The 19,790-nt window shown below is 54.4% G+C and carries 30 protein-coding genes; 20 read left to right on the top strand and 10 right to left on the bottom strand.

Annotated elements, in window-relative coordinates:
• Window position 1 precedes the first annotated feature (1 nt).
• The gene (gene rlmD, locus E3E29_RS02145; protein ID WP_167909283.1) at window positions 2-1,267 is read right to left on the bottom strand and encodes a 23S rRNA (uracil(1939)-C(5))-methyltransferase RlmD; all 1,266 of its coding nucleotides are present in this window, start codon (window positions 1,265-1,267) and stop codon (window positions 2-4) included.
• A 79-nt stretch (window positions 1,268-1,346) separates the two neighbouring features.
• Between rlmD and E3E29_RS02140 the strand changes: the two genes are divergently transcribed.
• From E3E29_RS02140 to E3E29_RS02120, 5 genes are all read left to right on the top strand, one after another.
• Window positions 1,347-1,535: a hypothetical protein gene (locus E3E29_RS02140; RefSeq protein ID WP_167908967.1), complete on the top strand. Its 189-nt coding sequence runs from the start codon at window positions 1,347-1,349 to the stop codon at window positions 1,533-1,535.
• Between the two features lie 47 nt (window positions 1,536-1,582).
• The gene (gene gyaR, locus E3E29_RS02135; protein ID WP_167909815.1) at window positions 1,583-2,587 is read left to right on the top strand and encodes a glyoxylate reductase; all 1,005 of its coding nucleotides are present in this window, start codon (window positions 1,583-1,585) and stop codon (window positions 2,585-2,587) included.
• Window positions 2,588-2,669: 82 nt separating this feature from the next.
• Window positions 2,670-3,491 carry a PfkB family carbohydrate kinase gene (locus E3E29_RS02130; protein WP_167909282.1) on the top strand — a complete coding sequence of 274 codons (822 nt, stop codon included), beginning with the start codon at window positions 2,670-2,672 and terminating at the stop codon, window positions 3,489-3,491.
• A gap of 84 nt (window positions 3,492-3,575) precedes the next feature.
• On the top strand, window positions 3,576-4,082 hold the full coding sequence (locus E3E29_RS02125) for an NUDIX hydrolase (RefSeq protein ID WP_167909281.1): 507 nt from the start codon (window positions 3,576-3,578) through the stop codon (window positions 4,080-4,082).
• A gap of 4 nt (window positions 4,083-4,086) precedes the next feature.
• The gene (locus E3E29_RS02120) at window positions 4,087-4,443 is read left to right on the top strand and encodes an Mth938-like domain-containing protein (RefSeq protein ID WP_167909280.1); all 357 of its coding nucleotides are present in this window, start codon (window positions 4,087-4,089) and stop codon (window positions 4,441-4,443) included.
• Here the strand turns inward: E3E29_RS02120 and E3E29_RS02115 are convergent.
• The 3 genes from E3E29_RS02115 to E3E29_RS02105 are packed head-to-tail and all read right to left on the bottom strand — an operon-like array spanning window position 4,433 to window position 7,451.
• Complete coding sequence (locus E3E29_RS02115; RefSeq protein ID WP_167909279.1) at window positions 4,433-5,182, bottom strand: Rossmann-like domain-containing protein; 750 nt, start codon at window positions 5,180-5,182, stop codon at window positions 4,433-4,435. The genes E3E29_RS02120 and E3E29_RS02115 overlap by 11 nt on opposite strands.
• Window positions 5,182-5,811, bottom strand: a complete 630-nt coding sequence (locus E3E29_RS02110) for a class I SAM-dependent methyltransferase (protein WP_167909278.1) — start codon at window positions 5,809-5,811, stop codon at window positions 5,182-5,184. The genes E3E29_RS02115 and E3E29_RS02110 overlap by 1 nt, the downstream gene beginning before the upstream one ends.
• A 20-nt stretch (window positions 5,812-5,831) precedes the next feature.
• Entirely contained in the window at window positions 5,832-7,451 is a 1,620-nt protein-coding gene (locus E3E29_RS02105) for a bifunctional aspartate transaminase/aspartate 4-decarboxylase (protein ID WP_167909814.1), read from the bottom strand.
• Between the two features lie 78 nt (window positions 7,452-7,529).
• Between E3E29_RS02105 and E3E29_RS02100 the strand changes: the two genes are divergently transcribed.
• From E3E29_RS02100 to E3E29_RS02085, 4 genes are read left to right on the top strand one after another with little or no spacing between them, the layout of a single operon-like run.
• Window positions 7,530-8,477, top strand: coding sequence for a radical SAM protein (locus E3E29_RS02100; protein ID WP_167909277.1), 948 nt, complete (start codon window positions 7,530-7,532; stop codon window positions 8,475-8,477).
• Between the two features lie 19 nt (window positions 8,478-8,496).
• Entirely contained in the window at window positions 8,497-8,991 is a 495-nt protein-coding gene (locus tag E3E29_RS02095; protein ID WP_167909276.1) for a hypothetical protein, read from the top strand.
• Between the two features lie 53 nt (window positions 8,992-9,044).
• Window positions 9,045-9,917: a P-loop NTPase gene (locus tag E3E29_RS02090; protein WP_167909275.1), complete on the top strand. Its 873-nt coding sequence runs from the start codon at window positions 9,045-9,047 to the stop codon at window positions 9,915-9,917.
• Entirely contained in the window at window positions 9,917-10,807 is an 891-nt protein-coding gene (locus E3E29_RS02085) for a P-loop NTPase (RefSeq protein ID WP_167909274.1), read from the top strand. Before E3E29_RS02090 ends, E3E29_RS02085 begins: the two co-directional genes overlap by 1 nt.
• A 25-nt stretch (window positions 10,808-10,832) precedes the next feature.
• Here the strand turns inward: E3E29_RS02085 and E3E29_RS02080 are convergent, their stop codons facing one another.
• On the bottom strand, window positions 10,833-11,183 hold the full coding sequence (locus E3E29_RS02080) for a DUF134 domain-containing protein (RefSeq protein ID WP_167909273.1): 351 nt from the start codon (window positions 11,181-11,183) through the stop codon (window positions 10,833-10,835).
• Between the two features lie 80 nt (window positions 11,184-11,263).
• Between E3E29_RS02080 and E3E29_RS02075 the strand changes: the two genes are divergently transcribed.
• A complete protein-coding gene (locus tag E3E29_RS02075; RefSeq protein WP_167909813.1) occupies window positions 11,264-11,722 on the top strand; it encodes a 6-carboxytetrahydropterin synthase in 459 nt (152 codons plus the stop codon).
• On the opposite strand, the gene E3E29_RS02070 is transcribed toward E3E29_RS02075, so the two are convergent.
• Window positions 11,723-12,295: a hypothetical protein gene (locus tag E3E29_RS02070; protein WP_167909272.1), complete on the bottom strand. Its 573-nt coding sequence runs from the start codon at window positions 12,293-12,295 to the stop codon at window positions 11,723-11,725.
• Window positions 12,296-12,350: 55 nt separating this feature from the next.
• Here E3E29_RS02070 and E3E29_RS02065 point away from each other — a divergent pair, with 55 nt between their 5' ends.
• The 9 genes from E3E29_RS02065 to E3E29_RS02025 are packed head-to-tail and all read left to right on the top strand — an operon-like array spanning window position 12,351 to window position 16,595.
• Window positions 12,351-12,770: a PPC domain-containing DNA-binding protein gene (locus tag E3E29_RS02065; RefSeq protein WP_167909812.1), complete on the top strand. Its 420-nt coding sequence runs from the start codon at window positions 12,351-12,353 to the stop codon at window positions 12,768-12,770.
• A 42-nt stretch (window positions 12,771-12,812) separates the two neighbouring features.
• Window positions 12,813-13,418, top strand: coding sequence for a Na+/H+ antiporter subunit E (locus E3E29_RS02060; RefSeq protein ID WP_167909271.1), 606 nt, complete (start codon window positions 12,813-12,815; stop codon window positions 13,416-13,418).
• Window positions 13,394-13,666 (top strand): monovalent cation/H+ antiporter complex subunit F, encoded by a 273-nt coding sequence (locus E3E29_RS02055; protein WP_167909270.1) that lies wholly within the window; start codon window positions 13,394-13,396, stop codon window positions 13,664-13,666. The genes E3E29_RS02060 and E3E29_RS02055 overlap by 25 nt, the downstream gene beginning before the upstream one ends.
• Window positions 13,663-13,977 carry a monovalent cation/H(+) antiporter subunit G gene (gene mnhG / locus E3E29_RS02050; RefSeq protein WP_167909269.1) on the top strand — a complete coding sequence of 105 codons (315 nt, stop codon included), beginning with the start codon at window positions 13,663-13,665 and terminating at the stop codon, window positions 13,975-13,977. The genes E3E29_RS02055 and mnhG overlap by 4 nt, the downstream gene beginning before the upstream one ends.
• Complete coding sequence (locus E3E29_RS02045; protein ID WP_167909268.1) at window positions 13,958-14,188, top strand: hydrogenase subunit MbhD domain-containing protein; 231 nt, start codon at window positions 13,958-13,960, stop codon at window positions 14,186-14,188. Before mnhG ends, E3E29_RS02045 begins: the two co-directional genes overlap by 20 nt.
• Window positions 14,185-14,430, top strand: coding sequence for a hypothetical protein (locus E3E29_RS02040; RefSeq protein ID WP_167909267.1), 246 nt, complete (start codon window positions 14,185-14,187; stop codon window positions 14,428-14,430). Before E3E29_RS02045 ends, E3E29_RS02040 begins: the two co-directional genes overlap by 4 nt.
• The gene (locus tag E3E29_RS02035) at window positions 14,427-14,834 is read left to right on the top strand and encodes a Na(+)/H(+) antiporter subunit B (RefSeq protein ID WP_167909266.1); all 408 of its coding nucleotides are present in this window, start codon (window positions 14,427-14,429) and stop codon (window positions 14,832-14,834) included. The genes E3E29_RS02040 and E3E29_RS02035 overlap by 4 nt, the downstream gene beginning before the upstream one ends.
• The gene (locus tag E3E29_RS02030) at window positions 14,827-15,117 is read left to right on the top strand and encodes a cation:proton antiporter subunit C (protein ID WP_167909265.1); all 291 of its coding nucleotides are present in this window, start codon (window positions 14,827-14,829) and stop codon (window positions 15,115-15,117) included. The genes E3E29_RS02035 and E3E29_RS02030 overlap by 8 nt, the downstream gene beginning before the upstream one ends.
• The gene (locus E3E29_RS02025; RefSeq protein ID WP_167909264.1) at window positions 15,114-16,595 is read left to right on the top strand and encodes a monovalent cation/H+ antiporter subunit D family protein; all 1,482 of its coding nucleotides are present in this window, start codon (window positions 15,114-15,116) and stop codon (window positions 16,593-16,595) included. The genes E3E29_RS02030 and E3E29_RS02025 overlap by 4 nt, the downstream gene beginning before the upstream one ends.
• On the opposite strand, the gene E3E29_RS02020 is transcribed toward E3E29_RS02025, so the two are convergent.
• Genes E3E29_RS02020 through E3E29_RS02010 form a run of 3 tightly spaced genes read right to left on the bottom strand, consistent with a single transcriptional unit; the run spans window position 16,572 to window position 17,896 of the window.
• Window positions 16,572-16,979, bottom strand: coding sequence for an ACT domain-containing protein (locus E3E29_RS02020; RefSeq protein ID WP_167909263.1), 408 nt, complete (start codon window positions 16,977-16,979; stop codon window positions 16,572-16,574). The two genes, E3E29_RS02025 and E3E29_RS02020, sit on opposite strands and share 24 nt — an antisense overlap.
• Complete coding sequence (locus tag E3E29_RS02015) at window positions 16,966-17,547, bottom strand: DUF998 domain-containing protein (RefSeq protein WP_342764672.1); 582 nt, start codon at window positions 17,545-17,547, stop codon at window positions 16,966-16,968. The genes E3E29_RS02020 and E3E29_RS02015 overlap by 14 nt, the downstream gene beginning before the upstream one ends.
• Before the next feature lie 40 nt (window positions 17,548-17,587).
• Window positions 17,588-17,896, bottom strand: coding sequence for an antibiotic biosynthesis monooxygenase (locus E3E29_RS02010; protein WP_167909262.1), 309 nt, complete (start codon window positions 17,894-17,896; stop codon window positions 17,588-17,590).
• Window positions 17,897-17,971: 75 nt separating this feature from the next.
• Between E3E29_RS02010 and E3E29_RS11715 the strand changes: the two genes are divergently transcribed.
• Window positions 17,972-18,961 (top strand): 4Fe-4S dicluster domain-containing protein, encoded by a 990-nt coding sequence (locus E3E29_RS11715; protein WP_342764648.1) that lies wholly within the window; start codon window positions 17,972-17,974, stop codon window positions 18,959-18,961.
• Here the strand turns inward: E3E29_RS11715 and E3E29_RS02000 are convergent.
• Window positions 18,945-19,736 (bottom strand): SDR family oxidoreductase, encoded by a 792-nt coding sequence (locus E3E29_RS02000; RefSeq protein ID WP_167909261.1) that lies wholly within the window; start codon window positions 19,734-19,736, stop codon window positions 18,945-18,947. The two genes, E3E29_RS11715 and E3E29_RS02000, sit on opposite strands and share 17 nt — an antisense overlap.
• Window positions 19,737-19,790: the final 54 nt, after the last annotated feature.

The following is a 19,790-nucleotide window of genomic DNA, read 5'->3' as shown; positions in this document are numbered from 1 at the left end:
CCTACCATTTCTTCTTCAGTTTTACTGCTGCCTCAACGTGCGGCGTGTGGGGGAACATGTCGATGAGGACGGTATCCTCGACACGGTAGGTCTTCTTCAGGTGGTTCTCGTAGTCGAGCTTGAAGGCCCTTGGGTTGCAGGAGACGTAAACCACGTTCTCAACTCCGCTTTTAACGAGCAGCTCTCCGGCCTCATTCAGCCCCTTACGCGGCGGGTCAACTATCACGGTGTCGTACTCTCCTATCGGCGTCTCCTCTGCCTTTCCCACCATAAATCTAGCCCCGGCGCCGTTGAGCTCAGCGTTCTTGTTAGCCACCTCCACCGCGAAGGGGTTGACTTCGACGCCTTCAACCTCGAAGCCCCTCTTCGCGAGATAAATGCCAAATGTCCCGACGCCGGCGTAGAGGTCGAGAACCTTCTCACCTTCCGTAAAGCCCTCCACAGCCTTCAAAAGGATATGTAAAGCGTAGCTGTTGGTCTGGAAGAAGCTGTTGGGGCGGATGAGGTAAGTAACGTCCTCAACCCGCTCGCGGATGTAAGGCTCTCCAGCCACGAGTTGGGCATCGCCGCGCGGATCGTCCCTCTCATTCTCCTTAACGCTCCAGTAGAGGGAGTCGGCAAAGGAGAAATAGCCCTTAAACACCTCAAGAACTCCCCCAGATGGCTTCACGTGGGCGATGAGGTTTACCATAACATCTCCCGTGAACTTGCCCTCCTTCACTTGCAGATAGTGGACTTCGCCGGTTTTTCTCCTTAGATCCCACGGTTTAAGACTGGTCTCGCTGAGGAAGCCCTTCAGAGCATCCAAATATTTGGGTGTCTTCTTTGAAAAGACTGGGCACTCTGTTAGCCCTACCACCCCGAGAGGATTGCCGTACTCTTTCAGCCCAATTCCAGAGGTGGTTGCTATGAAGTTGCTCACGTTGCGAAAGCTCCATATCCTGGGCGAGCCCTTAATCTCGGCGCTTATCCCAGTTATCCTCTCAAAAGCCCCGGCCTTGAGCAGGAGCTGTTCCTTATACTTCAACCCCTGCCAGAGACAGCCGCCGCATCTTCCAAAATGAACGCACCTGGGCCTCTGACGAAGAGGAGATTCCTCAATGAGGCCAAAATCGGTTGCGATTTTTCTGCCGAATCGGCGCTTTGCCTTCTTGACGCTGACAACGTCTCCAGGATATGCGAAGGGGACATAAAACTCCCTGTCTTCGTATTTTAGAACTCCAAGACCGTTCTCGCTTATTCCCATGATCTCTCCAGTGACCTTCATGTGCCTAAGTCTGTGCCTATGTTTAAGAGGTTTCCCGGTGTCAAACGAAAGCCATTTATACTTCCATCGAGTAGTAACAATGGTGATTGCTGTGGAGAAAAGACAGCTTAAGTGTCCCCTCTGTGGGGGTACAGACTTCCAGGTCGAGGAGGGCAAACTTGACAGCAAGTGGGGCTTTACAGCCCACAAGGTCAAGATCGTCATCTGCAAGAACTGTGGCTACGTCATGATGTTCTACAAGGGGAGGACGATATGGGATTTCGATTGAGGACAAATCCTTAAACCTCTCTTTTAACTTTTTCTTCGGTGGTTGAAGTGAAGCCGAAGGTGTTCATCACGCGCAGGATTCCCGAGAACGGGATAGAGCTCTTGAAGGAGCACTTCGATGTCGAAGTCTGGGAGGACGAGCATGAGATACCGCGGGAAGTCCTCCTTGAGCAGGTGAGAAATGTTGACGCCCTCGTTACAATGTTGAGCGAGAGAATAGACACCGAGATATTCGACGCCGCCCCAAAACTAAGGATAGTGGCAAATTACGCCGTCGGCTACGACAACGTTGACATTGAAGAGGCGACCAAGCGCGGAATCTACGTCACCAACACGCCCAACGTCCTCACAAACGCTACCGCAGACTTCGCTTGGACTCTCCTCTTAGCCACCGCCAGGAGACTCGTTGAGGCGGACAACTTCGTCCGCTCTGGAGAGTGGAAGAGGCGCGGCGTGGCCTGGCACCCGCTTATGTACCTCGGCCATGACGTCTACGGCAAGACGATTGGGATAGTCGGCTTCGGAAGGATAGGCCAAGCGATAGCTAGGAGGGCAAAGGGATTTGACATGAGAATCCTCTACAACGCAAGGAGCAGAAAACCAGATGTCGAGATGGAGCTCGGAGCGGAGTTCAGATCCCTTGAAGAGCTTTTGAGGGAGAGTGACTTCGTTGTCCTAGCAGTTCCTCTCACGAAAGAAACCCACCACATGATAAACGAGGAGCACTTGAAGCTCATGAAGCCGACGGCAATTCTGGTCAACATAGCGCGCGGCAAGGTTGTGGACACCCAGGCACTCATCAAGGCCCTCAAAGAGGGTTGGATCGCAGGTGCCGGCCTGGATGTCTTCGAGGAGGAGCCATACTACAACGAGGGGCTATTCAGCCTTAAGAACGTCGTTCTGGCACCACACATAGGGAGCGCCACCTACGGAGCGAGGGAGGGAATGGCAGGGCTCGTTGCAAGGAACCTCATAGCCTTCAAGAACGGAGAAGTCCCACCAACCCTTGTGAACAGGGAAGTCTTGAACGTCAAAAGGCCGGGGTTTGAGTGAGGCTTATATCTTCCGGTTCCAAGACTTCACGCAATGATAACATCCAGCATTCCCGACTGGACCGTGATGAGCAGGTGGTAGTATGAAGTGCCTTGTAATCGGCCACGTCGTCAGGGACATCGTGAAGAAACGTGGAGAGAGCATTGAAAGGCTTGGGGGTGGAGCCTACTACTCGGCCCTGGCCCTCTCCCACTTTTGCAACGTTGAGATACTGACATCCTTCTCGGAACTTCCAGAAAGCTGGATTTCGGAGCTTGAATCAATCGGAAAACTGAAAGTGATCCCATCGGAGAATACAACCACCTACGAGCTGACCTACCTCGACGGGAACCGGAAGGAGCTGAGACTGCTTGGGAGGGCTTCGCCCATTGAAGAACTACCCTCCGGTAATTACGACGCAGTTCTTATCAACCCCGTTGCCGGGGAGGTGGATCCAGAACTCGTAAGAAGGGCGGTGAGGAGGTTCCCCTTTGTAGGGGCAGACCTTCAGGGGTTCATACGCTCTACCGGACAGGGAGAGGTCTCATACGGGTCTTTTGATGGCTCAACGCTGGAGGGTTTGAGAGTCCTACACGCGGACGTTTCCGAGTTCGATTACCTAAGGAACTTCTCCCCGAACGCGGTTGAGGTGCTCCTGCTTTCAAACGGGCCTGAGGGGGGAAGGGCTTTCATGAGAGGGAAGGAGTACTCCTTCCATCCGATCCGAGTTGAAGTGGACGAGTCAACTGGAGCAGGTGACGTTTTCTTGGGCGCATTTGCGGGGTTCTACCTTAGATGTCCTTTCATTCAGGCCCTAAAACGGGCCGTTGCATTCACTGCCCTCTTCCTAGCGCGCAGGAGTATAAACCTCTCGATGGATGAAATTAATAAGCTGGCAATAAAGGTTGGGGTGAAAAGGGTATAAACCCCAAGCCATAATTTGTCTGCCGATGATGAAACGTCAGCACGCTGAATAATGAAGAGAAGGGACGTCACTGAGGTGGTGGGTATGGATAGGTACGTTCTCTTAATAAAGGCCCCAAAGGGGGCGGATGTAACCACCTTCCAAGAGGAAGCGAGGGAGCTGGCTGAGAAGCACGGCTTTAAGGCCGGAGTCCACCGGTGTATAGGCCTAACGGTCGATGCAGTGATAATCTACAACAACGGGGTCGTTCTGATAAAGCGGAAGAACGAGCCATTCAAGGACCACTACGCCCTTCCCGGCGGCTTCGTCGAGTACGGGGAAACCGTCGAAGAGGCCCTTCTTCGGGAGGTTAAGGAAGAAACAGGGATTGAAGTGAGGCCGGTGAAAGTGGTTGGTGTTTACTCAAGGCCGGATAGGGATCCGAGGGGGCACACAGTCACGGTTGCGTTTCTCTGTATCGGGGAGGGCGAGCTGAAAGCTGGCGACGACGCCAAAGAGGTCTCCGTGTTTCCAGTGGAGGAGGCCCTGAAGCTCCCGCTGGCCTTTGACCACAGGGAAATCCTGGAGGATGCCCTCAGCCTGGAGTGGTGAGAGTATGAGGCTAGAATACCCCGCCTTTGGGAGGATATTGGTCGATGGAAAGGAATACGAACACGACATCGTCGTCTATCCAAGCGGAAAAGTTGAGCGGAGGAAGAAGGAGATAAGCAAGGGGAAGCACGGGACGAGCCATAAACCCGACCCGGAGGAGCTCAGGAAATACCTGCGGGAAGACTTCGACGTTCTCATCGTGGGCACTGGCATGTATGGGGAACTCTCACTCCTCCCGGAAAGCAAAAAACTCGTAGAAGGAAAGGAAGTCGTGGAGCTCCCCACAGGCGAGGCGGTTAGGCTCTTCAACGAACTCCAAAGAGAGAATAGGGTTCTGGGGATTTTCCACGTCACGTGCTGACTGCTGCCACGTACTTCCTGCTCTCCCCTTCAAAACCTTTGAAGGAGCCGAGCTTGAGCTTCTGGATGGCCCGCTCGATGTTAAACACCTTCATGGCCGCCAGATGAGTCACTCCAGTCCCCTTGACGAAGTCGGGATGGAGCTGGGCTGTCGGTCCCGTCAGAACAAGCAGTTCCGCCTTTTTTGCCCTGTCGAGTATCATCTCCAGGGTTCCGTTAACGAGCGCCGAGCCGCTGACGAGCACCGCCTCAACCTCTGGAAGGAGAAGGTATTCAAGGGCATCACTGAGCGTCTCCCTGTCCCAGAGCTTCGGGTTCCTTTCGAAAACGAACGTTTTAATCCCTCTCCCGCGGAGAGCCCGAACAACGGGCGGCATGTTCCCTATTACCGCCACCCTTTCAAAGTCCATCACAAGCTCAACCGCGTCAGCATCGGGAAGACTGGAAACGTCAAGGTGGTACTGTGAAACCGCGTTTATCGCCGCTATACCAAGGGTCCGCTCGATGACGTTTAAGCTGTCGGTTTTCTCAATTAAAGCCTCCAGGGAAGGTTCTTCAACTGAGTTTCTGTAGACCTGTATCTCCTCAGGAAGTGTCATAGAGACTCCAAGCGCCCTTTTCCCTCCCCCTTTAAGGAGAGCCCATGTGTAGGGCAGTCCAAAGCTGAAATCCACCAACTCAAGCCCTTCCGCCAGACGAAGAGCCTTTTTCTTTATCTTCGAAAGTAGTGGCATAGCCATCACTTCACCGCCTTTATCACGACGAAACTTCCCTCACCGTAGCCTAACCTCACGGGTTCGACCGAGTTAACCTCATCCAACTTATGGAAGAGGGTCTGCATTATCTCGAACTCCCTGAAGCCGATCTTTTTGAGGAGTTTGAGGAGCTCCCCCGTCGAGAAGAACCTTGCGTCCCTGTAGAAAGTGCTCTCGTTCTTGTGCTCCTCGTAGAACCTCCCGATGGGGCTATTCTTGTCAACGAAGCCGATTATCAACGCTCCGTTGGGCTTCAGGACGCGGTAGGCTTCCCTTAAAGCCTTCTCGGGATCGTCAACAAAGCATATGGCTGTGACCATGAGGAGGTAGTCCATACTGTTGTCATCGAATGGAAGATTTTCGGCCGTTCCCTCAATGACCTCGATTCCCCTCTTCCTCGCTATCTCAGCCATTGCCTTGGAAGGCTCAACGCCAAGCTTTATCCCGAGCGGGGCCGCGAACCTCCCCGTCCCAACGCCTATCTCCGCTCCATTTCCCCCCTTTGGCAGGATCTTCCTAACGGCCTCAAGCTCCGAAAGGTAAGCGTAGCGGTTCCTCTCAAACCAGTTTTCATATCTGTCGCGATGCTTCTCGAAGGGTTCAATCTTGGGCACGGTACCACCCCGAAGGTCACTCAACGGCTCCTCCTGAACTCCCCGTGATACTCGTCGAGGATTCTCCTAATCGTCCTTCCTATGCGGAGGTAGTCAATCTCCCTAAGGTTGGCGAGTGAAACCCTCGCGGAGGGATGGGGAACCTCAAAGCCCCTCCCAGGGAGGAGAACAACACCAGCCTCTTCCGCGAGGCGGACTATGAATTCCTCAGGCGGGAAGTTCTCCATGAACCACTCCGAGAACTCCTTTCCGTAGAGCCTCTCACTGAGCTCCTCCATGTCGAGCAGGATGTAATAGTGAGTGTAGTCCGGATTCTCGGGAGGCTCAATCCCTATCCCCCTATATAAGGCCCGATACCTTCTCAGGAGGATTCTCTTCACGGCCTTCTTGTAGTCCCCCTTCTCGTCCATCAGAGCGTAGAGCGCAAAGAGAACCATCTGAACCTGCTGGGGCGTTGAGAGGCCGGAGGTGTGCCTCAAAGCGACGTTCCTGCTGTCTGCGACGAGCCGGTCTATGAACTTCAGCTCCCTTGGGTTGGGTGTTATCGTCGCATACCTCCTATCGAGCTCCTCCTTGACCTCCTCCGGGAGCTCCGCGATGAGTTTGTCCACAACGTTGTCCCTGTGGAGGGCTATGACACCGAGGCGCCAGCCGGTGGCCCCGAAGTACTTGGAGAAGGAATAGACGAGTATTGTGTTGTGGGGCAGGACGGAATAGACAGACTTGAAATCATCGACGAAGGTAGCGTAAACGTCGTCCGTGATTATGATGAGGTCGTCCCTCTCGTTTTCAACTATATCTCTCAGCTTCTCAAGGACGCCCTCTTCGAGCTTCACCGCGGTAGGATTCCCCGGGTTGACGAGGAAGAACGCCTTTATCTCCGGATTTCTGAGCTTTTCGAGTTCCTCATCCGGTATCTGGTATCCGAGCTCTGGGTCCGCCTTAACCTCAACTATCTCAAGCCTGTACTGGTCCAGTGTGGGTATCTCAAGGTAAGGGCTGAATATCGGAACCGCCATCGCGATTTTATCTTCAGGATTGAGGACGCGGTTGGCCTTCAGGGATTCAAAGAGGTACGCCATCGCGCCGGTTCCGCCTTCCACTGCGAAGAGCTGGGTCTCCTCGACTATGGAGTAACCCAGGTCGTAGCCAGCGCCCATCTCTTTGAGGAGGTACCTCTTTACTATCTCCTCGGCCAGCGGAAGCATCCTCGGCGGGGAAGGGTATTCACAACCGAGGTAACCTTGAACCATCTCGCAGAGAAAATCCTCGGCAGAAAGGCCCAGGTAGTCCCTCACGTAGCTAACTGCCGAGTGCAGAAACCTCGTTCCCCTCTCTTCCCAGTGGTTCCTGACGAATATCTCAAAGCGGGCCCCTATTCCGTCCTTCTCGCACTGCCCGCCGATTAGCTCTCCCATGTAACCGAAGTGCCTCTCCGCCTCGCTTAGGGCGAATTTGCCAAGCTGGATGTGGGCATACCTCGGCTCCAGTGCTAGAAAGTTCGGGTTCCCCCTTCCTGCGTTGAGCATCATCCTCTCTGACTTCTTCTCCGCGAGCTTTATCAGCAACTCCTTGAACTCGAAGGGACTGAGCTCCTCAAGGCGCTTAAGGTTCCCCAGAATCGATTCGTCCTTCCCCATAGGTAACACCAAACTGAATATATGTCAAACCTTCAAAAACTTTATAGGTATTTAGGCGGACCTAATTCCGGTGATGTTATGATAGCCTTTGGACCCGTTCCTTCGAGGAGACTCGGGAAAAGCCTCGGAGTTAACAACATTCCTGACAAAGTCTGCACCTACGCCTGCGTTTACTGCCAGATAGGAAAGACGCTGAAAATGGAAATCGAGAGGAGACCCTTCTACGAGCCCGGGCAGATATTCAGGGAAGTGGAAGAGAAAGTCCAGGAAGCCAGAGAAAGGAACGAGCGGATGGACTACATCACGTTCGTTCCGGATGGGGAGCCTACCCTCGACATCAACCTTGGGAAGGAGATAGACCTCCTTAGGGAGCTTGGCATAAAACTCGCCGCCCTTACAAACGCCTCTCTAATCTGGCGGGAAGACGTTAGAGAAGACCTCTTAAAGCTCGACTTCGTCTCGCTGAAAGTTGATGCCGTCAGCGAGCCGCTGTGGAGGAGGATTGACAGGCCCCACAAGAGCCTGAGCCTTGAGAAGATCCTCAAGGGCATGCTGGAGTTCAGAAAGGAGTTCAAGGGAAAGGTAGTCACCGAGACGATGCTGATAGACGGAATAGACTACGGCGACGAGTTCGGGAAGATAGCGGAATTCCTGAGGGAGCTGAAACCCGATAAAGCGTACATAGCTGTTCCAACGAGGCCGCCAGCTGAATCCTGGGTAAAACCGGCGAAGGAGGAGTTAATCAACCACGCCTATCAGGTCTTCAGCGAGGTTCTCGGCGAGGAGCATGTGGAGTATCTAATCGGTTATGAGGGGAACGCCTTTGCGTTCACCGGCAACGTTGAGGAGGATTTGCTGAGCATAACCTCCGTCCATCCCATGCGCGAGGATGCCGTTAAGGAGTTCCTGAAAAAGGCGAACGCAGACTGGAGCGTCGTTGAGAAGCTCCTAAAAGAAGGAGAGCTTATAGAGCTCGAATACAACGGAAAGAAGTTCTACATGAGAAGGCTGAAGAGCAGGGAGTGAGCAAGCGAGGGGGGATAGAATGAAGGTGCTCTCACACTGGAGGAGCATGGCGATAGGGGTGTTTTTCTTTGCAGTGCTGCCAGCGAGCTTCATCTGCTACTTCAGGTTAGGATCTCTCCCCGCTCTCGTCCTATTCTTTTCCCTCTCTCTCCTTGAGTCGGCCCTTCTCTGGAATACGAAGATTGAACGTGCCAATAGGGAGCTGAAAACGGAGGGAAAAACTCTGATTCTCCCGAAAGAGATGGAATATCTCGTGGTTAAGTACTCCGTCGTAAAGAACCCCAAGAAAACGACGGTGGAAACGGCGGAAGTTTCGCGCGGGACTGGAAAGGCCGTGGAGGTTCCAGAATCGTCGTGCCTCTGCAGTAGAAAAATGATGATAAGAAAGGCAATGTGCATCGGTTTGCAGCTGAACGATGAGGAATACGGTGGTTTAATAGTGGCCCGAAGGGAGGGACGATTTTACCTCCTTGAAGATCCGTCCTTCTTTGCGAGCAGGCGTTTCTGCAGATGAGTTCCACAAAGCTTATAACCCATTCGGCTTCCCTAATTTTCGGAGGTGAGAGCTTGCAGATAGCCGTGAGCGGTGGAAAGGGAGGAACCGGAAAGTCAACGGTCGCGACAAACCTCGCCGTTGCACTCAGGAAGCTGGGGGTCAAGCTAACCTTAGCGGACCTTGACGTTGAGGCTCCCAACGACCACATACTCCTCGGCGTGGAGCTGGCCAACGAGGAGCCCGTGAACCAGTTCATGCCACGCTTTGACTACTCGAAGTGCACCAAATGTAGAAAGTGTGCCGAGGTATGTGAGGAGCACGCCATCATAACCATGCGCGATGGAACGCCTTTCCTGATGCCAACGCTCTGTTCGGGCTGCAGGGCCTGTGAGATAGTCTGTCCTGTACCAGGAGCCATCCTGGAAGCGTTCAGAACAATCGGCCACACCTACGTAACCCCAACACCCTACGGGTTCACCCTCGTAACGGGAAGACTGAGGGAAGGCGAGGAAAGGTCAATGCCCCTTGTAGTCGAGGCAAGAAAGAGGGCCGAGAAAGTTAGAGAGGGTCTTCTAATGGTGGACACAGCAGCCGGGACTGGCAACACAGTTTCCAAGGCCATCGAGGGCTCAAAGCTCCTCATTGCAGTCACCGAACCAACTCCCCTCGGAATCCACGACACGGAACTTATCCTCGAACTCGGAAGGCTCATGGGCATCCCAACGTGGGTAGTAGTCAACAGGGCGGACCTTGGCGATATAGAAAAGGTCCGCGCTCTCGCGGAGAAGTACGGCGCCCAAATCGTTGCTGAGATTCCATACAGCGAGAACATAGTTAAAAGCTACGTTGAGGGAAAGCCGATAGCCCTCACGGATTATCCCGAAGCGGAGATATTCAAAGGCCTCGCCGATAGGGTTGCGGAGTTCATCGGGGGTGATGAGTGATGCAGATAGCGATAGCGAGCGGCAAGGGCGGCGTCGGGAAGAGCACGATAACGGCTTCACTCCTCTACCTGCTGAAGGACGAGTACTCCTTTGTTGCGGTTGATGCCGACGCGGAGGCTCCAAACCTTGGCCTCCTCCTGGGAGTAACGAAATGGGATGAGGAGAGGGAGCACTTAGGAGCCAAAGTAGCGAGGATAAACACTGAGAGCTGCATAAGGTGCGGCATCTGCTACGAGCGCTGTCCCTATGGATGCATCTACATCGACGACGAGGGCAACTACGTGGTGAACGAACTCACCTGTGAGGGTTGCAATGTCTGCGGCCTCGTCTGCCCTGTGGGGGGGACGATAAGTCTGGAGGAGGTTCGCTCCGGCGTTATCCAGAAAGCAACCACCAAGTACGGCTTCCCCTTAATTTCGGCTCAGCTTGACGTCGGAAAACCTGAGAGCGGGAAGCTCGTCACTGATGAAAAGGAGTGGGCGAAGAAGCTCATGGAGGAGAAAGGTCTTGAACACATGATAGTCGATTCCGCGGCGGGAATAGGATGTCAGGTCATAGCGAGCCTCGGAGGGGCTGACGTGGCTATACTCATAGCCGAGCCTACCCCAGCTTCGCTCAGCGACGTGCAGAGAGCCTACAAGGTCGTCCAGCACTTCAGGGAACCGGCATACCTCATCATCAACAAGGCCGACATCAACCCAGACTTCAATGGCTTGGAAAAGTGGGCAGAGAGGGAAGGCATCCCGATACTGGGAAGAATCCCCTACGACAGGGCGATACCTGAGAGCATGAGCATGCTGAAGCCGGTTGTGGAGGCTTTCCCAGACTCAAAAGCTTCACGGGCCATAGAGGGGATAGCGGAAACAATAAAGGAAGAGCTCCTCGGATGATGCGTTCTCCATGCCCCTCTGGTCTTTACTCTTCTTCCGTTTCAACGGGTAATTCGTTTCCATGTGGGAGAATTATGATTTCCCTTCCCTCAACGAGCATCTGGGCCACTTTCTTCCGGGCGGAACTCAGAGCCCTCCAAACAGTTCCACGGGAGACACCCATTCTCCTCCCTGCATCTTCCTGGGTCAGTCCCTCGTAGTCCACTAGTCTGAGGGCCTCGAACTCCTCATAGGTTATGAAAATCGGAGGTTTTGGTTGGGAAAATGGAGGTGTGGCCGGATAGAAATGTCTGGTCTCGGGGATGAGGCCTATGTTCCGCATCTTTCTCCTCCGGCCCCTTCCGCGGCCCCAGCCTCTTCCAGACCCCCCTGGCATTTTTGAGCCCTCACTTCTTTTTCCTAAAGTTGTCCAGCAAGGGTTATAACTTTAACCCACAACTTCCCCCGGTGAGAAGGATGGGGTTTAGAATCTCCGAGAGGAGGATAAGCTGGCACAAAGACTTCGACAGCTCGCACTTCCTCGCACTTCCCTACGAGAGTAAGTGCCTCCGCATACACGGGCACACCTACAACGTTGACGTCGAGATATGGGGAGAGCTCAACGAGAACGGTATGGTATTCGACTTCAATCATCTCAGCAACCTGATAAAGCTCCTCGACCACAGGATCCTCGTGAGCAAAGACTGGATCGCAAGGGGGGAGGAGGGGATTCTCGTTATCGAGAAAAACGGGAAGAGGCTCGAAATACCGGAGGATGAAGCAGTAGTACTGGACAAGCCCAACGTTACCGCAGAATACATAGCGGAGTGGTTTGCCGAGAGAATAGTGGAAAAGGCAGGGGACAACGTGAGAAAGATAAAGGTGAAAATATGGGAGGACCCGAGGAGCTACGCGGAAGTAACTCTGGAGAGGTGATCAGCAACCTTTCTCCCTCTTTTTCGGTAGCTCCCCTTCAATTCCGCACTTTTCGTAGAGAGCCTTTAGAATTTCCCCCGCTTTATCTTTGAGTTCCCCGAAGTACTCTTCCTTAAAGTTCCCCGCCGCTTCCTCCGCAATTCTGTAGGCGAAGGTGAGATAAGAAAGGGCCTCCTCACAGTCCTCCCTCTCAACAGTCTTCCCGGCCATGTCCACGATGTAGCCGGCGAAGTTGTGGAGGAGGAGCTTCCATTCCTTCTCAAAGCCGTTCTCGTTCAGCCAGCCTTTGAGTGTGATAAAGACCTTGATGGCGGGCTTAACGACGGAGTACTCACCGTAACGGCGGTAGCGGATCAGGAGGTACTGAAAGAGCGAGATGAGGAAGTTCCCAACAGTGGAGGGTTCGAGGCCGTTTTTCCTCACGAAGGCCTCGAACTCGTTCAGTCCCGTTCTTCCAGTCTCAGCGAAGGCATTAATTAGCGGAATGTACTGGCTCGAGTACTTTGAGAAATCCACCTCTTCAAGCTCCTGAAGCTCCGGAAGAACCCTCAGCACGGCGTTTTTCGCGTCCATTTTCTCACCCAAAGGGTTAAATCAAGTGCGGTTTATTAGGGTTTAGGTGATGGTGATGAGGTTTTCAAAGGGAAGGAACTTTCTTTTCAGGATTCCAGAGGGAGAAGAGCTTCTGAGTTACATAAACCGCTTCGCCGAGGAGCACAATGTTCTCATAGGAACCATCAACGCGATAGGAAGCCTGAGGCACCCGAAGATCGGCTACTTCGATGAGAACGCCGGAGAATACAAGATGATCGAACTGGAGGGAACCTTCGAGCTGGTTTCCTTGATGGGAAATATAAGCCTCAAGGATGGAAAGCCCTTCGCGCACATCCACGTTTCGCTCGGCGGCCCGGACGGGAGACTCTACGGCGGCCATTTGGTTGAAGGGGAGGTCTTCGTTGCCGAAGTCTTCATCCAGGAGTTCCTTGGAGAACCTCTGGAGAGGAAGCCCCAGGGGAACGGATTGATCTTATGGGACGCGGGGGTATAGCCCCGTCAAAACCCTTTTTAGGTTTGGGGTAGAAATCTATACATGGGAAGGGTACACTTCTACCTACGTGAGAGACTGGACGAGGTTAGGGGTAGGGTTCTCTACGAGAGCTACGAGGCGAGAAAACTTCCCCCTTGGGAAAGGGTGGGGATCACGTGGCTGACCCTCTTCGCCTCCTGGCTCGTCGTAAGCGGCAAGTTCTCACCCCCTCACATTGTCACGGGGGCTCTCGTGACGCTCCTGATAGCGATTATAACGAGGGACTTCCTCACAGAGGACATACGACAGACGGGACACCTCCTCTCAAAGGCGGCCTACATATTCCTATTCCTCGTCCCTCAGTACCTATTCATAATGGCCTTCCGGCTCCTTGAGAGCAACCTAAGGGTCGTCAAGAACGTCATCCTCATGGACATAAACCCCGGGATAGTTAAGGTGAAGTCCGACCTCCACTCCAACGCCGGCTTAACCGTCCTCGCGAACTCCATAACGCTCACACCCGGCACTCTAACGCTCGACGTCAGCAAAAAGCTCGGTGAAGCCTACCTCTACATCCACTGGATTGATGTTGAGGCCCTCGACCAGCAGAAGGCTGGAGTAAAGATAAAGGGGGAGCTTGAAGAATGGCTGAAGAAAATCTTCTGGTAATTTTACCCTACGCGGTGGCTTTCCTCGTGTTTACTGCGACTCTGGTTAGCTACCGCGTTATTTTCGGCCCGACGCTCGCAGACAAGGCAGTCGCGCTGAACACGGCAACGACAAAGGCCGTGGTGATAATAGCGATGCTCTCGCTCCTCTACAATGCCCCCTACCTCCTCGACGTGAGCATAGTGCTCCTCATGGTCAACGCCGTCGGCGGACTCATCATAGCGAAATATCTGGAGGTGAGAGCGTGATAGCTCTCCTCTTCCTCCTCTTCGGACTGTTCATAATGTTCTTCGGGGCCCTCGGTTTGCTCCGCTTTCCCGACGTTTACACGAGGCTCCACGCAACTGCAAAGTGCGACACGGGGGGAGCGATAAGCATACTCCTGGCATTGGCTCTCGCCGCAGACTTCTCCCTCACTGGAAAGCTCAAGTTCCTTGTGATAGCCCTCATGATAGCCATGATAAACCCTATGGTCAGCCACGCGATAGCGAGGGCCGCCTATAAGAGTGGAATAAAGCCGAAAGCGGTGGTGGACATGTATGCTTGGGACAATCCATGAAGTCCTCCTAATGGCGATAATACTCCTCTCGGTTTCGGTGATCGAGGCCGGGAAGCTCACCTCTGCGGTGCTACGCTACGGCCTCCTGAGCTTGGCTTTCATAATTGTGTTAATCCAACTGAGGGCTCCCGACGTTGCCCTCTCAGCTGTCGTGGTTGGGGCGATAGTCACTGGGTTGTTCCTCTACGCGATAAAGGAGGTGGGGGAGTGAAGCGCCTCATCGGAGCGCTCATCAGTTCGGTCCTCCTGCTGGAGCTCCTTAGGCTTGACTACACCAAAGTTTCAGGGGGGAGCTACGCCTACTATCTAAATAACTGGCGCGAGGTTGGAATCCCGAACCTCGTCACGGCCATCCTCGCCGACTGGAGGGGCTACGACAGCCTTGGCGAGGCGACGCTCCTCTTCGCGGCGGCCACCGGCTTCTACCTGCTCCCCGGGAGGAGGAAGAGATGAAGATGAGCCTCGTTGTAAGGACGACGACAAAGCTCGTGGCACCTTTCCTGGTCACCTATGGAGCCTACCTTACCATCTACGGCTACGAGAGCCCGGGGGGAGGCTTTCAGGCGGGGGTTATCTTCGCCGTGAGCGTTATCCTGCTCATGACAGCCTACGGCTACAGGAGGACGAGAAAGCGCTTCCCCCTCATGACGGTCCAGCTCGTGGAGTCCTCTGCGGCCCTCTTCATAGTGGGGGTTGCACTCATGGGGCTGGCCTTCGGGGCCTTCTTCCTCAACTTCCTCCGCCCCTACATGCCGGGAGGCACCGTAATGACCTTCAACATAGGAGTTGCCCTAAAGGTTGGGACTTCCTTTGTCCTCGTCTTTTACATCATGTCGAGGTGGGTTGACCGTGATTAACGCCGAAACAGCTGGAATAGTGGTCATGCTCATCGGCCTCTACGGCCTGATGTCAAAGGAGAACCCGATAAAGCAGGTGCTCTCAATCAACGTAATCTCCCTCGGCCTGATACTCTTCTTCATGGGCACCGGGTACGTCGAGGGAGGGAGCTTCCCCATAATGCCCACCAACCCGGTTGACCCCCTCCCCTCGACGCTCATGCTGACGACCCTCGTCGTTGACGTTGCCATAACCGCGCTGGCCCTGGCGATGATACTGCGCAACGGGAGGGAGTGGGCGTGATAGCCGTCATGGTAGCTCTTCCGCTCCTCTTCGCTTTCCTTACGGCCCTCACGGTTCCCCTGAGAATGGAGAGGTATGCCAAGTACTCCTTCCTGACTGGAGCACTGTCGCCTTGGTTGATCTACCCATTCCTCGAGAAAGGAAGCGAAGTGGTCGGCGGCTGGCCGAAAATAGGGAGCATAGAGGTGGCTTTCGACGCCTACAACTCCCTCATAATCCTCGGTGAGTTTATCCTCTTCTCCGCCGTAGCCCTGTACTCCATCATCTATTTCAAAAAGGAAATAAAGGCCCTTGTACTGCTCCTCCTTGTCCACGTGGGCCTCCTCGGGGCCTTCATAAGCAGGGACCTCTTCAACTTCTACATCTTCATGGAGATAGCCTCGGTGTCTTCCTTCGCATTGGTGGGCTTCTCCGGAGGAAAAGAGGCAACCAGGGCGGCTTACAAGTACCTCATGCTCTCGCTCCTAGCTTCCTACTTCTTCGTGTTCTCGATAGGCATCATCTACCTTAAGACCGGCTACCTGAACCTCGAACTGGTTTCCCAGGCTCCACCCTCAAAGGAAATAAGGGCGGCCGTCGCAGTGGCCTTCACATCGCTCCTCCTCAAGGCCGGAATCTTCCCCCTCCACCTGTGGCTCCCCGATGCACACGCCAACGCTCCATCTCCGGTCTCGGCGCTCCTCTCTGGTGCGGTTGTCAAGGCCCCAGCCTACGGTATGGTACTCCTCTCGCTCTACCTCCCACCCCCCGAGAACCTTAGAAATGCCCTCCTCGTCCTGGCTTTCTCCTCGATGTTCTTCGGCGTCGGGGCCATGCTGCTGGAGAGGGACATAAAGCGCTTTTTAGCTTACTCGACGGTTTCCCAGATGGGCTACGTCCTCCTCGGTATAGCGACCCTCAACCCGCTGGGGGCCCTCTACTACGCCTTCGCCCACATGCTCTTCAAGGGTGGTCTCTTCCTCTCCGCTGGGGCCATGGTGGACAAAGCCAAAACGAGGGAACTTGAGAGGCTTTCCTACAGGGGTGATCCAATCCTGATGACCTCGGTCCTTATGCTCAGCCTTGCGATAAGTGGGATATGGCCATTTGTCGGCTCTCCGGCAAAGGCTGCCCTTCTTAAAGGGCTACCATATGGTAAGGAACTGTTCTACCTCGCAGGTCTGGGGACGCTCGCTTCCTTCACAAAGCTCAACTACTACCTGATGAAGGGAGAAGGGAAGGGGTACGGTTTCACAGTGCTCCCGTCTCTGATAATGGCGCTCGCAACGCTCCTCGCCGGCATTTGGCTTGGAAGCTCTCCAAAGGCGGTGGACGCTTACCTGCTCCTGGGTGGAGTGGTGCTTTTCCTGCTTCTCAGAACGAGCGGTGCACTCAACGCGAAGCTCCCAAGAACGGAGATAACGCCGAGGGACGTGAACATGGGCGCGGCCCTCTTCGCCCTCTTTCTGCTCCTCCTACTCCACCTCTCTCAGAGTTAGCTCCCTGACTTCCTCCAGCCCCGTAAGGGCCTTTTCAAGCTCCTCAAGGGGGATCCTGCTCCCACTGACGTCCACTATTGCAACTATCGCTGCGAGACCCAGCTCGGACAGCTCCTCGCTCTCGTTAAAGAGGATGTTTATCCCGTGCTTTCCAAAGAGCCCGCTGACCCTGGCCAGAACCCCGGGCCTGTCCTCCACAACCAGCTCGACCTCTACAAGCTTCTTCCCTGGCAGGGCTATCCTCTCCATGTGGGCCTCTTTGAGGTTGGTATCAACCTCTACCAGGAAGTACGCCCCCTTAACGAGCCCGAGCTCGTAGGCGAACTCAAGCGGGATTTCCACCGCCCCGTCCTCTTTAACCTTTATGAGTTCATAGTGCCTCATGTTCACTCCCCCAGAGCTTCCACACCACCGAGTAGTGCCAGACCGTTATCGTCAGCGCTCCAATGAACTCTGGTATTGCCACACCTTTGAAAGTCCTCATGGCCCAGAGGGCGAGAATCCAGGCCAGAGCAAAGAGAATCACCGTGAAGTAGAGCATACCCCTGTCCCCCGAAAGTCCCATGCCGATGCCTGCTATTAGGAATCCAAAGCCTGCCGTCAGGAAGAAACCCCAGCTGACGTAGTAGTGTGGCGAAGTTCCCTCCGGGAAGATACCTATCAAACCCAAGAAGACAAAGCCCGCCATCAAAATCCAGATTCCGGCCTTTTCGATGCTGTTTCTTACCATGCTTGGGAGGCCGAGAGCGTAGTATACGGCGAGCAAAGCGGTTATCACGAGCGGCACGTTGAGGAGCCAGTTGTGGGGAAGACCAAGCTTCCCGAGGTCGCTTATCGCGTTGTCGGTTAACCTCCACCACGAGTGGTTCACGTAGATCGCCGTGAGGATGCCGGAATAAGCAACTAGAGGGGCTATCAGCCCAGCCCACAACTGCGATTTCTTCATCAACATCACCAAAAGAGGGTTAGACTCTAAGAATTAAAAACATAGCTCACCCCTCGTAGAATACCTCGTAGTGCTGGACGTACTTCTCCTTCTCCAGGAGGAACTCGTCGTTTTCCGGGTAGTATTTGACCAGCTCAGGGTTCTCACCAGCGAACTTTTTGATGGATTCCATCGAGTCCCATATCGTCACGAGCAGGAAGTGGGTCTCGTTCTCCTCGTCCCTTCTAGTGAAGTAGAGCTTCAAAAGCCCATCAACGGAGCTGTAGTCAGGAACCACCCGCTCTATCAGAAATCGCTCGTAGGCATCTCCCTTCTCCCTCGGCACGCGCCCGTGCCAGAGCCTCATGATCGCCATGCTATCACCGCTCTACTTTGAGGCTCTCCCTATAAAAGGGTGCCCTTTTAAGCCTATGCGACACTCTTTATACCGGTGAAATCCGTGGGTCTCAAGGCCAAGCTCGCGAGGAAGTTCGTCTACACGGTCTTCCCGGACGTAAGGAAGTACACAAGCATTAAGCCGGCCTTTGGGAACTCGCCAGACTCTCCAGAGGGCCGGCTGGTGCCTGAGGTAGTTGCGTTGCACGGAAAGCCAGGAATCCACATCCTCAAGATGGTCCTCGTTCTTCCCTATCTCCTGGGTACGGCTTACTACGCTCGAAAGAGTGTGACAAGCGTAAGGAGGAACCCGGAGAGGGGCAAAAAGATCGCCCCGCCGGAGTTCTTTGAGGAACTTGAGCTCTATGCAAAATCCCTCGGCGTTTTGGAGGTCGGCTACACGAAGCTTACTCCGGACCTGGTCTTCTCCAACAGGGCTGTTCTCTTCGAGAACGCGATAGTGCTCATAGGAGAGATGCGGAAGGGAGAGATAGCGAAGGCACCCGGCGTTAGGGCTGGAATTGAGGTTTGGAGAACCTACTACCGCTTGACCAAGGCAGCGTACAAGATAGCGGAGTTTTTGAGGAAGGGGGGCTACAACGCCCAGCCCGACCCGGCCGTTGGTGGAAGCACGAACTTTCCGCTTCTGGCCCAGAAAGCCGGCCTCGGCCACATAGGCAAGTACGGCCTTTTGATAACCCCTGAAAACGGGCCGAGCGTGAGGATAGGGGTGGTTTACACTGATTTAGAGCTTCCCTACACTGACGAGCGCGTTTGGGAATACGAGTGGATTCCGGACTTCTGTGACCGCTGCAACGCGTGCGTTAGGGCCTGCCCGGCTCAAGCTATTTACACAACGCCGAAGAGGGAAAACGGCCGGGAGGTGCACGTGGACTACAAGAAGTGCGCCGTCGTCTTCTCAAGAACCCTCGGCTGTTCGGTCTGCGTAAAGGAGTGCACGTTCACGAAGGGGGACTATGGGAAAATAAAGCGGGCCTATGAGAGGGTAGTAGAAAAAGAGAAGGCCTCTAAAACACCGAGCTGAGCCTTCCGCCGTCAACCGGAATCATGGCGCCGTTTATGTAGCTCCCGAGGTCGCTGGCTAAGAACGCCACGAGGTAGCCTATCTCCTCCGGTTCTCCCAGCCTTCCGAGCGGTATCGGCTTCGCGTACTCCTGGAGCGCCTCTTCAACAGTCTTGCCTTCCCTCTCAGCCCTGTCCTTCGCGAGCTGTATCATCCTATCCGTCCTTATGATGCCGGGCATTATCCCGTTTACGGTTATCCCCTTCGGCCCGAGCTCTTTAGCGAGCGTTCTCACCAAGCCTGCCATTGAGATTCTGACCACGTTGCTGAGGGCTATGTTCGGTATCGGCTCCTTTATGGCGACGCTTGTGGAGTAGACTATCCTCCCAAAGTCCTTCCGCTCCATAGCCGGAACGAGCGCCTTCGTCAGGTAGACCGCAGGATAGAGGAGAAGCTTAACCGCCCCTTCCCAGTCCTCCATGCCCATCTCCATGAAGTAGCCCGGCTTCGGCCCACCAGTGGAGAAGAAGAATATGTCAGGTTCACCGATGTCTTTAAGTTCCTCCACCGTTCTCTCAAGGTCTTCCCTCTTGGTGAGGTCTGCAACGATGTAACTCACCTCAACATCACTCTCGGCCTTGAGCTTCTCCTTCGCCCTCTTCAGGTTCTCCTCGCTCCGTGAGAGGAGTATCACATCCACTCCAGCCTTCGCCAGAACCCTTGCAACGCCGAAGCCTATGCCCTTGCTTGAAGCGGTCGTGAAGGCAAGCTTTCCGGAGAGGTCTATGCCAAGCATTGAGAATCACCAGAACTTCTTGGTCGCCCTTCTAAAAATAGTTTACGGTTACCA

The organism is Thermococcus sp. Bubb.Bath, assembly GCF_012027595.1.
GTDB lineage: Archaea > Methanobacteriota_B > Thermococci > Thermococcales > Thermococcaceae > Thermococcus.
Note: the sequence above shows the minus strand (reverse complement) of the source record. Positions and strands in the feature narration are given on the sequence as shown.